The organism is Gluconobacter sp. P5B12, from assembly GCF_018812035.1.
Lineage (GTDB): Bacteria > Pseudomonadota > Alphaproteobacteria > Acetobacterales > Acetobacteraceae > Gluconobacter.
Genome location: NZ_JACRVV010000001.1, coordinates 567,655 through 580,934, shown reverse-complemented (window position 1 = coordinate 580,934; position 13,280 = coordinate 567,655). Strand labels below are relative to the sequence as shown.

Sequence of the window (13,280 nt, the reverse complement as noted above, 5' to 3'; positions counted from 1 at the left end):
ATCAGTTCTGTTTGTCGGAGGAAGGAGGAACATGGCGCGTTGGCGTCCGCATGGTCACGAACTCCTCCGCACTTGTAGGGTGAAGGCCGATCGTGCGGTCAAGATCGCGCTTGGTCAGACCTGCCGTGACGGCAATGGCCAGCCCCTGAATGATCTCCGGTGAATCCGGACCAATCATGTGGGCACCAAGCACGACCTGGCTTTTTGAATCCACGACCAGCTTCATGAAGGCCTTGCCCTTACGGCCGGGCAGCGACTGGCGCATCGGCGTGAAGGACGAGGTGTAGATATCAAGTGTGTGGTGTTCAACAGCCTCTTCTTCGGTCAGACCTACCGAAGCGAGCGGCTGGCTGAAGAACACGGCTTTGGGTGTCGTGGCAAAAGACCACTCACGCCCCGCCTGACCGAACAGACGCTCCGCCAGAAGATGGCCCTCGGCGATAGCGGTCGGCGTAAGGTTATAGGTATCGGTCACGTCCCCAATGGCATAGATGCCCGGAACGTTCGTCTTTGCATCTTCAAGGCGCGTCACGATGCGACAGTCTGTGACTTCGACCCCGGCCAGATCCAGCCGCAGGGATGTCAGGTTCGGATGCCGCCCGGTTGCCATGAAAACGCAGTCGGTTTCGATGACCTTTCCACCCCTTAGGTGAAGACGATACCCTTCAGAAGTCTTTTCAATCCGCTCCGGTGTGCTGCCCGGATGAGACGTGATGCCATTCAAGGGCACCAGCTCTGCCATATGGCGACGCAGTTCCTCGTCAAACCCACGCAGCGGCAGATCCTGTCGATAAACGAAGTCCACCTGCGAGCCGAGGCCCGCAAAAATTCCTGCAAATTCGATCCCGATATAACCGCTGCCAATAATGGCAACGCGCTCAGGCCGGTTCTCCAGATAAAATGCATCATCCGAGACAATCGCGTGCTCTGCGCCGGGAATATCGAGACGCGTCGGCGCACCACCCGTCGCAATGACAATGTTCTTGGCACGAACGGTCTGAACCGCAGCATCCGGAGCAAGCTCAGACGGACCGATTTCAACCGTATGCGCATCCACAAAGCGCGCATCGCCCGTGAACAGCTCAACACCAGCTTTCTTCAGCATTGAGACGTAAATGCCATTCAGGCGCTCGATCTCGCGATCTTTGGCATCAATCAACGTGCGCCAGTCATGCGGTCCCGGCGTCACGTCCCAGCCATAGGCGCGGGCATCATCGATCTCGCGGCCATATTCCGCCGCATAAACCATCAGCTTCTTCGGCACGCAGCCGAGATTGACGCAGGTTCCGCCCCAGTGACGACGCTCCGCAATCGCGACGCGCACGCCGTTCTGGGCAGCGATACGCGCACAGCGTACCCCGCCCGATCCGGCTCCGATGACGAAAAGATCGAATTCCTGCATAAATCCCGGCCTTCCGTGCCTGTGGTCTCAGCGCTCTGCGAACGCCTTCTCGACAACATAAGAACCCTGACGGCTCATATTGCCTTCCTCAAAGCCCATACGCTCCAGAAGCGCTTCCGTATCTGCCAGCATTTCCGGCGAACCACAGATCATGACACGGTCATGCTCGGGGTCCAGCTTGTCGATGCCCAGATCCTCGAAGATCTTGCCACTTTCGATCAGCTTCGTAATGCGATCCGTGACGGCATAGTCTTCACGCGTTACAGCCGGATAGTACTTCAGCTTGTCGGCAACGAACTCACCCAGGAACTCATGCTCCGGCAGTTCGTGGCGGATGTGGTTCTCGTAAGCCAGTTCGCCCGAAATACGGACTGTGTGGCTGAGAATCACGTTCTCGTAACGCTCGTAAGCGTCCGGGTCCTTGATGAGGCTCATGAACGGCGCAAGGCCTGTGCCTGTGGACAGGAAGTACAGGTTACGACCCGGCTTCAGGTTATCAAGAAGCAGCGTCCCCACCGGCTTACGACCGATCAGAACCGTATCGCCCACCTTCACATGACGCAGACGGGACGTCAGCGGCCCCTCCGGCACGGCGATGGAGAGGAACTCCATGTGGTCTTCATAATTGGCAGACGCGATGGAATAAGCACGCAGAAGCGGCTTGCCCTCGACTTCAATGCCAATCATCGCGAACTGGCCGTTCTCGAACCGTAGGCCCGGATCACGCGTTGTGGTGAAGCTGAAAAGACGGTCCGTCCAGTGATGAACGGTCAGAACCTTTGCAGGATACAGATGAGCGTATTCCTTGCTGGGTTCAGCCAGACGATACTGTTTCGGATGGCCTTCATACGGCGTCAGGCCCGTAATGGGTTCGTCGATCTCAGGAGTCGGGGCGGCAAAACTCGGGGTGGACATATCGGTTTCTGTCTCCGGTGTGGCACGGATAACAGGTCTCGGACCTGATAAGAGCCGGACCTTTTAGCGCAATCATCACGTTTCGGAAAACCCATGCGCGTTGAACCTGCTAGCCGAATGACGCAAAAGTCTTTTCATGACAGACGACTCCGTGAGCGACGCCCCCCTCTCTCCCGCCGAACGTGCCCTGAACCAGGCTGTAGCCGATTTCGGGACACCTCTGGATATTACCCCTCGTGAGCGGCCAGCCCTGCTCCGACAGGTCGCCCGGCGGCTTGAAGGCAATGAGGCGACCCTCCCCCACGACGCCTTGATCGACGCGCTGTGCGTCGTTCGGCGTAAGACATGGGCGTCCCAGCTCATGAATGTCGCCCGCCGTGCCGGTGAAGTCTGGGTCACGAAGGCCGACACACAGGAAGCTGCAGCCCGCACGCATGACCCTCGTGCCGACATTGCAGCCCTGCGCCTCACACTGGACGATGTTCTGGTTTCGCGCTGGCAGGATCTGGGAGACTCGCCACGCAGTGTTCTGGAAGAAGTTCGGGCTGATCTGGCAGATGCCGGATTAATCCTCTCTGGCGGTCAGCTTGAAAAACTGTCCCGCAGCATTGCAGGCGCTTTCGGAAGCGTTGATCTCGGCTTCGAGGATGACCTGCGCCTGGCCGAAGAGCGCCGCGCCCGTGAACAGGCTGATATTCAGGCCCGCGCAGAACGTCGCCGGGAGCGCGAACTCGAACGCCTGAAAGAATGGGAAGCCAATCTTGCCGGGTTTGAAGAAGTCCCGGGCATTCTCCATTGTTCCCGGCGTGAAGCGTTGCGATGGGTGGCGGAAAACCGTCTTCCCATTGCCAAACGCGAAACACGTGACGACGGCATCGAGCTGTTTTTCTTCGATCCAGACGAACTGAAGAAGCTTCGTGCACGCCTTCCCGAGTGGCGCAGCGGCACACCGGATCGTCCGGAGAAGCTGGAACGTGGCACCAAAGTCGGCAATGCCGCCATTGCCCGCGTTGCAGCGCTGGATCGTTTTGCGGCTCATTTCCGCACGGCGCGTTCTCTCAAGCGCCGCATTACGCTCGTTACGGGCCCGACCAATTCGGGGAAGTCCTACACAGCGCTCAATGCTCTCGCCAATGCGGAGAGCGGCCTGGCGCTCGCTCCCCTCCGCCTTTTGGCGCATGAATTCCGGGAAGCTCTGCTGACCCGTGGCGTCCCCGCATCTCTGGCCACGGGCGAGGAGCGCATTGAAATGCCCGGTGCCCGCCACTTGGCAGCAACGGTCGAAATGTGCCCGTTTCACAAGCCGGTGGACGTTGCCATCATTGATGAGGCCCAGATGCTGGCGGACCCGGATCGGGGTGCAGCATGGACAGCCGCAATCATGGGTGTACCGGCTCGGCACGTGTACATTCTTGGCGCTGCGGATTGTATCCCGCTCGTCAAACGGATTGCCGAACTCTGTGACGATCCGGTGGACGAGATCCATCTCGAACGAAAAAGTCCGCTCAAAGCTGGCGGAACGGTTCATCTCAGCGAATTGACGGTCGGCGATGCCGTCATTGCGTTCTCACGGCGTGAAGTTCTGGACATGCGAGCCGAGCTTATGGCCCGTGGACGCCGGGTGGCCGTTGTTTATGGCGCCCTCAGCCCGGAAGTGCGCCGCGCAGAAGCCGCCCGTTTCAACAATGGCGATGCAGACATTCTGATTGCGACAGACGCTATCGGAATGGGATTGAACCTCTCCATCCGCCGCGTTGTCTTTAGCGCCCTGCGCAAGTTTGACGGGCGCCAGACCCGCGATCTGATCTCGCAAGAGGTCAAACAGATCGGTGGTCGTGCTGGCCGCTACGGCAAGCACGAGGAAGGCCTTGTCTGCGTTCTTGCAGAATCTGGAAGCCCGACTTTCGTTCGCCACATGCTGGCTGCTCCTCCAGAACCTGTGACGGAGCTGCGGCCACTGGTCCAGCCAGACTCAGACATCGTGCGTGCCGTTGCTGAAGAAATCGGCAGCGACAGCCTCTATGGTGTTCTGACGCGCATCAAGCACGCTGTTCTGCGGCCGGATGATCCAAACTACCGCTTGGCGGACATGGAACAGTCTCTCGAGATTGCGGCAGCCCTGGAAGGCGTGGAAAACCTCGATCTGACCACACGCTGGACCTACGCCATGTGCCCGATTGATGAGCGGGACAATGGGATTCAGCGACTGGTGAGCTGGGCAGCGGATCACGCTGCTGGTCGCCCGGTTCCGCCCCCGGGAACGGGTCGCCTGCCCCATCCGGAACAGGCAGGCCGTGAGGAGCTGGAACGGGCCGAAAAGCGCCATAAGCGCCTCGTCGCCTGGCGCTGGCTCGCATTGCGCTTCCCGGAAGCCTATCCCGCGCAGCAGAACGCTGAGATCAATACGTCGATCCTGAATGACTGGATTGAGCAGGTTCTTCGCACCCAGAGCCGGATGCGCGAAAGCCAGAAGCAGCAGCGCGGCGGGTTCACGCCGAGAGGCCGCAGTGACAAGCCTTTTGCCGGAAAATCAGGCCATCCTGCCAAGCCGGGCTTCAAGAAAAAAGGGAAGCCTGGCGGCTTCCCTCGGAAACGAAGCTGAAAAACCGCTCCGAGGGGCACGAAACATCCTGCCCTTCGGAGTACCTTAGCCTTCGGCGGCTTCCTCAGCCTGTCGGACGCGCCGTTCTACCCATTTCTGGGCCTGCAATTTGATGAGCGGACTCAGCTGCCGATACAGGTTGAGGAACATGCTTTCATCGGGTGTCAGCGTTTCTTGGATTTCCTTGTACGCCATGCCGGTCAGGAGCACTTCAGCATCCACCCCGAGGGCCTCAGCCAGTGCGCCCAGATGCTTACCGACATGCCCGGAGCGCCCGGTCTCCCAAAAAGCTACAGCCGAGCGCGAAATTCCGACCCGATCTGCAAGCTGTTGCTGATTCAGTCCAACCATTTCCCGAAGAAGACGGATACGGCGTCCAAGCTCCAGCCCCGGGGAGACCCGCTCTGGCCCATTTTCTTCCGTAGGTTGAGTCATTTTTTTCATCCCAAGCATCACCGTACCTTCAAGCACCTGAAACGCACGCTCTTCAGATTGAGAAGGTATCAACAAGCCCGCAGCTATCGGAAAAACTTCATCAATTTGCAAATAATTTTTATCCGCCCCCGAAGTTAAAAATAATCTGACGCGTCGAATTAAAGCGCTAGATACTTAACATCCAAAAAAATAAAAATATTTTTAAAAATGCTGTTATTTTTGACTATCAATAACTGTTGCAGTCAAAACAACCATGGCGTTTCCACTCTGTGAATTCAGAGACAGTTCTCCCCGTTGCCCAATAGACCAGGATCGAACATCCTCCAAATTTTTCACGAAATGACTTTCAACATCCATGCCTGAACCAATACAGGCCATTCGGGTCATAGCCATAGGCGCAAACCGTATTGCATTGCCCTTAATCACGGCATGGCCCATCAGTCTGTTACAGCCCCCAAACCCTGAAACGCGACCATTTTGATCCAGCGTTAATATAGGCTTTCTAACTGCCTGTTCTAATGGCTTGCCATCCAGAACCTGTACACTCCAGCTTCCATAAAGGGATGGCGCTACACTAGAAGAGACGCGCCGGACGAGAATATTCGGCTGATCAGGCCCATGAAAATCTTCAGTGGTGAAAAGCAGCGTATTCCCTACGCGAATTTCTGCACGCAAAGCATATCGGAACCCACTTTTCAGCACGGGATAACGCAACGTGTAAGCAATCGGGCCCGGATGAAGAATATCCTGACGACTCTCCGCCAGAATAATTGCCGGAGCATCTGCGCGGGAAATATCTTCCAGTTGAACTGTTAGTACAGCCCCAGCGGGAAGCGCCATACGCTCCCGATACGTCACCGTCCCGCTCAAGGTTTCCAGAGGATCAGCCTTTGCCACCTGCACAAAGGCGCTTCCTGCCATAAGGGAAAGAGCGAAACGGCGTGTCATCATGTTAGAAACGGTCCTCAGCCAATACGAGTTAATCCACCCATATAGGAACGCAGCACTTCAGGAATGGTTATGCTGCCATCTTCATTCTGATACGTTTCCATGACAGCAATCATGGTCCGGCCCACGGCAAGCCCGGAACCATTCAGCGTATTCACGAAGGCCGGACCGTTCTCGGACCGATACCGCGCCTTCATACGACGCGCCTGAAAGGCCCGGGTGTTGGAGCAGGATGAAATCTCGCGCCAGGCCTGTTGCCCAGGGATCCACGCTTCCAGATCGAACGTCTTGGCCGCACCAAAACCCGTATCGCCAGCACACAGCAGAATACGACGGAACGTGATGCCCAAACGCTCCAAAATAGTCTCCGCAGCCTGCGTCATGCGCTCATGTTCGGCATCGCTGTCTTCGGGCTTCACGATGGAAACGAGTTCGCACTTCGTGAACTGATGCTGACGCAACATCCCGCGCACATCACGGCCCGCAGAGCCTGCTTCGGAACGAAAACACTGGGACAGTGCCGTCAAACGGATCGGCAGCGCATCGGCGGGCAGAATATCGCCCATGACAGAGGCTGTCAGCGGAACTTCTGCTGTAGGGATCAGCCAGCGACCATCTTCCGTACGGAAAGAATCTTCCGCAAACTTCGGCAGCTTATCGGTGCCATACATCGCTGCATCGTTCACCAGAAGCGGAACGCTGGTTTCACTGTAACCAAACTCGGTCGTATGTGTATCCAGCATGAACTGACCCAGTGCGCGCTCCAGACGGGCCAGCGCACCACGCAGAACGACAAAGCGCGTCCCGGACAGCTTGGCCGCCGTCGGGAAGTCCATCAGACCAAGAGCTTCACCCAGCTCGAAATGCTGCTTCGGCTCAAATGTGAATTCGCGCTTCTCACCACGATAATGAACGACGACGTTCTCATCCTCGCTTTTCCCATCCGGCACGGACGGGTCAAGCTGGTTCGGCAGAGAGGCCAGAACATCGTCGATGCTCTTTTCGATGATGGCCGCACGCTCTTCCAGACCCACAATCCGGTCACGCAGTTCGACTGCCTGCGCTTCCAGAGCCGACGTATCGGCGCCAGTGCGCTTGCCCTGCCCAATTTCCTTGGCCAGCGTTTTGCGGGTCGCCTGAGCCTCTTGCAACGCCGCCAGAGCGGCGCGGCGCTCTTCATCTTCCGAGACGATTTTCTGCCCCACAGGTGACAGGCCCCGACGCTCAAGAGCAGCGTCAAATACGGCCGGATCGGCGCGCAGGGCTTTCAGGTCATGCATGGTTCAGGGCTCCGTCAGTCTTCTTCGTCAGTCACGGGCTTCGGCTCAACCAGCCGCGCCACAAGAATGGATACCTCGTACAGCGCCACAAGCGGAATGGCGAGGCTCAGCATGGTAATGGCATCAGGCGGGGCAATCACGGCCGCCACGGCGAAGGATGCCACCACCGCATAACGGCGGAATTTCTTGAGCTGCGCCGTCCCGATCAGCCCCACACGCACCAGCAAGGTCAGGATCACCGGAAGCTCGAAGCAGATCCCAAATGCGAGGATCATCTTCGTCACGAGCGTCAGATATTCAGACACCTTGGCCTGAAGCTCAATGTCCATTCCGCCATTACCCGATGTCTGGAACGACAGGAAGAACTTCCAGGCAAACGGGAACACGACGTAATAGGCCAACGCGGCGCCAACGGTGAACATGACAGGCGTTGCGACGAGGAACGGTGCAAACGCCTTCTTCTCACTGCGATACAGACCCGGCGCGATGAAGATCCACGCCTGAATGGCAATCATCGGAAAAGACAGGCATGTCGCGCCAAACACCGCCACACGGATGTAGGTGAAGAACGCTTCATAAAGCGCCGTATAGATCAGGTGTGGCTGCTCTCCCTTCTCTCGCATGATGTTGCCAAGAGGAGCCGCCAGAAACCGGTAAATATCGCCTGCAAAATGATAGCAGATCGCAAAGGCGATCACGAACGTGGCAATGGACCAGATCAGTCGACGTCGAAGCTCGACAATATGGTCGAGCAGCGGCATCGGGGTGTCCTGGATCGTATCGGAGTCCGTCATGCGTCTTTCTCCGTGCTCGAAATGGCAACGCGCCGGCCATGATGAAGTGCACGGACAGGCGGCAGAATATCGGGCGCCCGCCACCGGGGGCGCTCATGCATCAGGCGCCGTGCTGTTGCGGGTGGAAGAATGGATGGCGCGTCCACAATGTCATCATTGAGCTCTTCTTCCGCCTGATCCTGCACCATCGCGTTGTAGGGGCGGCTCTCACCACCGCCAAAAGAAGATGGAGGCATCGGTGGAGGAGCCGGGACCCGTGGCAGATCGTTGACACTGGAGGACGAAACGGCTGCGCCGCTGGTATCAATGTCCAGGCTACGGCGAATGGAATTATCGCTATCGATCGCCTTCGTGACCCGGTCCCGCAGATTGAAGTTCTTCAGATCCCGAAACTGATCCCGCGCTTCAGACAGGTCCGCTTCCCGTACCATATCGTCAATATGAGACTGGAATTCACCAGCCATCCGGCGCATCGCCTTGATACCGTTCGAGAGTGTCCGAATGGCAACCGGCAGATCTTTCGGCCGAATGAAAACCATTGCCACGACGACAAAAAGGGCAATTTCAGAGAAACTGAAGTCAAACATGCAACAATCCTAGCCCTTCCCGTCAGTCTCGCCTACGGGTGAAGACGCATCCGGTGCTGCTTCAGTGGGAGCCCTGTCCAGCAGGAAGTCTTCACGCTTCGGCAATGACCCGATATCGGGCAGTCCGAAACTCTCCAGAAAGATGGGTGTCGTTCCCCAAAGAACGGGACGCCCGGGCACTTCCTTTCGGCCTTTCGGCGCAATCAGACTATCTTCCAGCAGCGCATCCAGAATAGCCTGCCCCAGGGATACACCACGGATCGCTTCAATTTCTGCCCGTGTGCACGGCTGGTGATACGCAATAATTGCCAGCGTTTCCATCGCCCCCCGGCTGAGCCGACGGGGTTTCTCCACGATCTTGGTCAGCGCAGACGCATATTCAGCGCGCGTCCGAAACTGCCAGCCTCCGGCCACTTCAACAAGCTCGATAGCGTGGGTCGCATAACGCTCCCCAACGGCTACCAGAGCTTCCGCGGCCGCGATTTTCAGACCCTGTGTCCTCAGAAGGTCCGCAATGATGGAAAGGCGCACCGGCTCAGGGCTTGCAAAAACAAGCGCCTCCACCAGCAGGCAGGCGCGCTCCATATCGGACGACATCACGAGACTGCCCGCCATTCAATTTCAGCAAAAGCCTCTGGCTGTCGGAGTTCCACCGCACCACCCTTAGCCATTTCCAGTCCTGCGAGGAGCGTTCCCGCAAGAGCGGCGTTGCGATCATACGGACCAGCTTCCAGCCCTTCCCCCAGATGTTCGGGCAGAAGGGACGTCAGCGTCTGCCAGTCAGCCACGGCATCTGTGCCCAGCATGCGGCGCAGACGGGCTAACGCATCCTGCACGCTCCAGTACCGGCGGGTGCGTGGCGCATAGACACGTTTGCGGTTCGTGCGCCTGCGGGCAGAGAGATAAGCCGTGATCAGCGCTGACAAGTCCACTCGCAGACCCGAACGGTCAATCTCGGTGTGGTCTTCCCCTTCACCGCGACGGAACACATCCATACCAAGCCTGGGTTGTTTCATGAGCCAGGCTGCGGCCGCCCGCATACGTTCCAGTTCGAACAGACGCTCCTGAAGCTGCTCCACCGCTTCTTCGGCATCTTCCCCATTATTTTCTGCAGGAAGAAGCAGTTTGGACTTCAACCAGGCCAGCCACGCTGCCATCACCAACCAGTCTGCTGCCAGTTCAAGCCGCAATGCCCTCGCCTCCACGCGAGCCTGCTCCACAACGGACAGATACTGCTCGACAAGCTGAAGAATCGAGATTTTTGCGAGGTCCACCTTCTGGGACCGGGCGAGGTCAAGGAGCAGATCCAGCGGCCCCTCAAACCCGTCCAGCGTCAGATGCAGAACCTCGCTCAAGCCCGGTCTCTCAGAACTGTGCCGGAGTGCAGGCGATGGACTGTGCATGCAGCTTCACGCAATACGCCCGGGCAGCCTTCAGATCCGCGAAGCCACCAATACGCAGCCGCACAAACGTCTTGTCCCCATGAGCAGTCTTCTCAAAGAGCGGTGAGTGACCTGCGAACAGTCCGGGTGCCTGATGGCGCAGTGTGTCCCACTCCTTGCGCGCTGCGGCTTCGCTGTCGAGCGCGGCAAGCTGAACTTCGCGTGCACCACCAGCCTCAGCCTTCGGAGCAGCAGCCGTTTTCGGCTGAGGAACAGCATTTTCTGGCTCAGCCACAGGGGCTGGGAGGGGCTTCTGCACAGGCTTGGGCGGAACAGCCTTGTGAACAGGCGCATCAGGGGCCTTAGGCTGCGGCTTGAGGGCTGGAACCGGCTTGGGCGCTGGAGCCTCTTCAGGCGTCTCGGCGTCCGCAGGCGCTGAAGCGGCGTCTTTGTTTTCAGGAGCCGCGGGAGGCACAGCCGACGGTTCAGCGGCAGTCTTATCCTTGCCTGTTGCAGCATCTGGAGCAGCAGGAGCCGCACCGTCAGGAGGCGTAGCGTCAGCGGGCGCTGCTGGCTTGTCCGGTTGAGCCGCAGGAGGCGTCCCGGGCTGCACACCATACTGACGAGCCAGCGCCTTCGCGTCCGGCTGCTCCGGTCCCGGAGCCAGATGCGCTTCCCCGTTGCCTGTCAGATCCGTATCGCCACTATCACTCCCCATGATCTGCATTCCTCCCGGATCGGTTGGAACGTCTTTCACAGGGCCTGGCGGTGGGCCAATAATGGGAATTCCGCCGTGATGGCCTCCCGTCAGAGACCATCCCCCGACAGCGAGCAGCAACACGGCGCCGATGCCGATGGCGCCACCGACAAGCTTTCGCGTCGCCGGATCACTGCCAAGAAGGGACGCAAGGCCACCGGCGCGGCTCGCAGTCTCCGGCACTGCCGCCGCACGACGACGCGGTGGGGCGTCATCATCGTAGTCGTTGCTCAGGCGCTCACGCTCCGCACGCGGGGCAGACGACGGGCGGGGAGAAGAAGGTCCCGCGCCGTAATCACCCGGATCCCGGAAATCGCGATTATTCTCGCTGTCAGGGCTCATCGCATTTCCTCCACTGGCACAACGCCAAGAATGGTCAGTGCGCAACGCAGGGTGCCGGCAATCGCAGAAACAAGCGCCAGTTTTGCCAAGCTCGTCTCACGATCGTTCTCATGCAGAAAGCGCAGGGTCGTGTCTTCGCGTCCACGATTCCACAGTGTGTGGAAATCAGACGCCAGATCAATGCAATACGTTGCAATCCGATGCGGTTCACGCGCTGCAGCAGCCGCTTCGACAGAACGTGGGAAAGACGCGATACGATGCAGAACGGCCAGTTCCACGTCTGACAACAGACCGGAAAGATCAACAATTGCCAGCGCTTCAGGCGTCACGGATGCAGCACCAAACATCGCTTCTGCCGAACGCAGAACCGAGCGGCAGCGGGCGTGAGCATACTGAACGTAAAACACCGGATTATCACGCGTCTGTGCGACAACAGCGTCCAGATCGAATTCCATCTGCGCATCGGCCTTACGGGTCAGCATCGTGAAGCGCACGGCATCACGTCCAACTTCATCCAGCAGATCGCGCAGCGTCACGAACGTGCCCGCACGCTTGGACATACGGACGGGCTCGCCGTTCTTCACAACGCGCACGATCTGGCACATCACGACTTCAAAGCCGGTCTTGCCATCCGTCAGCGCCGAAATTGCAGCGCGCATGCGGGAGACGTAACCACCGTGATCCGCACCGAGCACGTCAATCAGAACGTCTGAGTTCTCAGCCTTCTGAGCGTGATATCCGATATCATTGGCGAAATAGGTGTTGGTGCCGTCAGATTTGCGAAGTGCACGATCCTGATCGTCCCCGAAATCGGTAGAACGGAACAAGGTTTGCGGGCGCGGTTCCCAGTCTTCGGGGGTCTTGCCCTTGGGTGGCTCAAGCACGCCCTCGTAAAGCAGGCCCTTGTTTTCCAGCTTGGCAATCGCAGCATCAACCCGTCCACTCGCCAGCGTTTCCGCTTCACTGGCGAAGACTTCATGGGAGATGCCCAACCCTTCCAGATCCTCGCGAATTGCGGCCATCATCTGCACCAGCGTTTCAGCGCGGATGATATCGAACCAGACAGACGGATCAGCCGGGCTGCCATCATCGTTGGCTAGAGCGCGACCATGCTTTTCAGCAATACTCTCTGCAACCGGGATCAGATAGTCACCCTGATACTGCAAACCATTCGGCGTCAGCGGGCTAAACGTGTCTGCATCGATGTCCGTGCCAATAACCTGCAGGTAACGCCAGTAAGTTGCCCATGTCAGTGCAACAACCTGCGTGCCGGCGTCATTGATGTAATATTCGCGCGTGACCTTGTAGCCTGCCGCCTGCATCAGGTTTGCAAGCGCATCCCCCACCACAGCGCCACGACAATGACCCACGTGCATTGGGCCAGTCGGGTTGGCGGAGACATATTCAACATTGACGCGCGTTCCCTGCCCGATCGAGGAACGACCGAAGGCTTCACCGGCCTCCAGAACAGCTTTCGCCACGCCCTGCAAGACATATGGCTTCAGCGTCATGTTCACGAAACCAGGACCGGCGGCTTCAGCATGATCTATGTCTGGCAGGTCGGCGAGCTTCTGTACCAGTTCTGCCGCAATCTCCGCTGGCTTGCGCTTGGCAGGCTTTGCGGCCAGCAAAGCAGCATTGGTCGCCATATGGCCATGGGACGGGTCACGCGGCGGCGTCACTTCAACGCGCTGCACCACCTCTTCCGGCAGGCCGGGGACAACGGACCGCAGCGCCTCGCACACCTGGTCTCTGGCGCGGGCAAAAAGGCAGTCAGTCGTATGGGCAGTGGGTGCAGCGACCATTTCAGCTCGATTCCTGTAACCTGTATCGTCT

The 13,280-nt window shown here is 58.5% G+C and carries 12 protein-coding genes; 1 reads left to right on the top strand and 11 read right to left on the bottom strand.

The genetic code is table 11. The features are described from left to right. Position 1: 1 nt before the first annotated feature. Complete coding sequence (gene gorA, locus KP702_RS02640) at positions 2-1,402, bottom strand: glutathione-disulfide reductase (RefSeq protein ID WP_215768460.1); 1,401 nt, start codon at positions 1,400-1,402, stop codon at positions 2-4. Between the two features lie 27 nt (positions 1,403-1,429). After that, the gene (locus KP702_RS02635) at positions 1,430-2,317 is read right to left on the bottom strand and encodes a ferredoxin--NADP reductase (protein WP_202206541.1); all 888 of its coding nucleotides are present in this window, start codon (positions 2,315-2,317) and stop codon (positions 1,430-1,432) included. Positions 2,318-2,453: 136 nt separating this feature from the next. On the opposite strand from KP702_RS02635, the gene KP702_RS02630 reads away from it, so the two are divergent. Continuing rightward, positions 2,454-4,919, top strand: a complete 2,466-nt coding sequence (locus tag KP702_RS02630; protein ID WP_202206540.1) for a helicase-related protein — start codon at positions 2,454-2,456, stop codon at positions 4,917-4,919. Positions 4,920-4,964: 45 nt separating this feature from the next. Here KP702_RS02630 and KP702_RS02625 read toward each other — a convergent pair whose 3' ends face one another. The 9 genes from KP702_RS02625 to argS form a co-directional block, all read right to left on the bottom strand. Then, on the bottom strand, positions 4,965-5,354 hold the full coding sequence (locus KP702_RS02625; protein ID WP_237389836.1) for a helix-turn-helix domain-containing protein: 390 nt from the start codon (positions 5,352-5,354) through the stop codon (positions 4,965-4,967). Between the two features lie 213 nt (positions 5,355-5,567). Next, positions 5,568-6,305 (bottom strand): META domain-containing protein, encoded by a 738-nt coding sequence (locus tag KP702_RS02620; RefSeq protein WP_202206539.1) that lies wholly within the window; start codon positions 6,303-6,305, stop codon positions 5,568-5,570. A gap of 14 nt (positions 6,306-6,319) precedes the next feature. Then, on the bottom strand, positions 6,320-7,582 hold the full coding sequence (gene serS, locus KP702_RS02615; protein ID WP_202206538.1) for a serine--tRNA ligase: 1,263 nt from the start codon (positions 7,580-7,582) through the stop codon (positions 6,320-6,322). 14 nt (positions 7,583-7,596) lie between these two features. Continuing rightward, positions 7,597-8,376 carry a twin-arginine translocase subunit TatC gene (gene tatC, locus KP702_RS02610; RefSeq protein WP_202206537.1) on the bottom strand — a complete coding sequence of 260 codons (780 nt, stop codon included), beginning with the start codon at positions 8,374-8,376 and terminating at the stop codon, positions 7,597-7,599. Continuing rightward, a complete protein-coding gene (gene tatB / locus KP702_RS02605) occupies positions 8,373-8,963 on the bottom strand; it encodes a Sec-independent protein translocase protein TatB (protein WP_202206536.1) in 591 nt (196 codons plus the stop codon). The genes tatC and tatB overlap by 4 nt, the downstream gene beginning before the upstream one ends. Before the next feature lie 9 nt (positions 8,964-8,972). Next, complete coding sequence (gene scpB / locus KP702_RS02600; RefSeq protein ID WP_202206535.1) at positions 8,973-9,578, bottom strand: SMC-Scp complex subunit ScpB; 606 nt, start codon at positions 9,576-9,578, stop codon at positions 8,973-8,975. Then, positions 9,560-10,318 carry a ScpA family protein gene (locus tag KP702_RS02595; protein WP_086634581.1) on the bottom strand — a complete coding sequence of 253 codons (759 nt, stop codon included), beginning with the start codon at positions 10,316-10,318 and terminating at the stop codon, positions 9,560-9,562. The genes scpB and KP702_RS02595 overlap by 19 nt, the downstream gene beginning before the upstream one ends. 10 nt (positions 10,319-10,328) lie before the next feature. Then, positions 10,329-11,444 carry an SPOR domain-containing protein gene (locus KP702_RS02590; RefSeq protein ID WP_202206534.1) on the bottom strand — a complete coding sequence of 372 codons (1,116 nt, stop codon included), beginning with the start codon at positions 11,442-11,444 and terminating at the stop codon, positions 10,329-10,331. Beyond that, positions 11,441-13,249, bottom strand: coding sequence for an arginine--tRNA ligase (gene argS, locus KP702_RS02585; protein WP_215768459.1), 1,809 nt, complete (start codon positions 13,247-13,249; stop codon positions 11,441-11,443). The genes KP702_RS02590 and argS overlap by 4 nt, the downstream gene beginning before the upstream one ends. Positions 13,250-13,280: the final 31 nt, after the last annotated feature.

What these genes read in the sequence shown, in the direction of transcription:
- scpB (WP_202206535.1), bottom strand. Translation starts at nt 9,578, where the DNA reads ATGGCGGGCAGTCTCGTGATGTCGTCCGATATGGAGCGCGCCTGCCTG.
- argS (WP_215768459.1), bottom strand. Translation starts at nt 13,249, where the DNA reads ATGGTCGCTGCACCCACTGCCCATACGACTGACTGCCTTTTTGCCCGC.
- KP702_RS02620 (WP_202206539.1), bottom strand. Translation starts at nt 6,305, where the DNA reads ATGATGACACGCCGTTTCGCTCTTTCCCTTATGGCAGGAAGCGCCTTT.
- KP702_RS02630 (WP_202206540.1), top strand. Translation starts at nt 2,454, where the DNA reads ATGACAGACGACTCCGTGAGCGACGCCCCCCTCTCTCCCGCCGAACGT.
- tatB (WP_202206536.1), bottom strand. Translation starts at nt 8,963, where the DNA reads ATGTTTGACTTCAGTTTCTCTGAAATTGCCCTTTTTGTCGTCGTGGCA.
- serS (WP_202206538.1), bottom strand. Translation starts at nt 7,582, where the DNA reads ATGCATGACCTGAAAGCCCTGCGCGCCGATCCGGCCGTATTTGACGCT.
- gorA (WP_215768460.1), bottom strand. Translation starts at nt 1,402, where the DNA reads ATGCAGGAATTCGATCTTTTCGTCATCGGAGCCGGATCGGGCGGGGTA.
- KP702_RS02635 (WP_202206541.1), bottom strand. Translation starts at nt 2,317, where the DNA reads ATGTCCACCCCGAGTTTTGCCGCCCCGACTCCTGAGATCGACGAACCC.
- tatC (WP_202206537.1), bottom strand. Translation starts at nt 8,376, where the DNA reads ATGACGGACTCCGATACGATCCAGGACACCCCGATGCCGCTGCTCGAC.
- KP702_RS02590 (WP_202206534.1), bottom strand. Translation starts at nt 11,444, where the DNA reads ATGAGCCCTGACAGCGAGAATAATCGCGATTTCCGGGATCCGGGTGAT.
- KP702_RS02625 (WP_237389836.1), bottom strand. Translation starts at nt 5,354, where the DNA reads ATGACTCAACCTACGGAAGAAAATGGGCCAGAGCGGGTCTCCCCGGGG.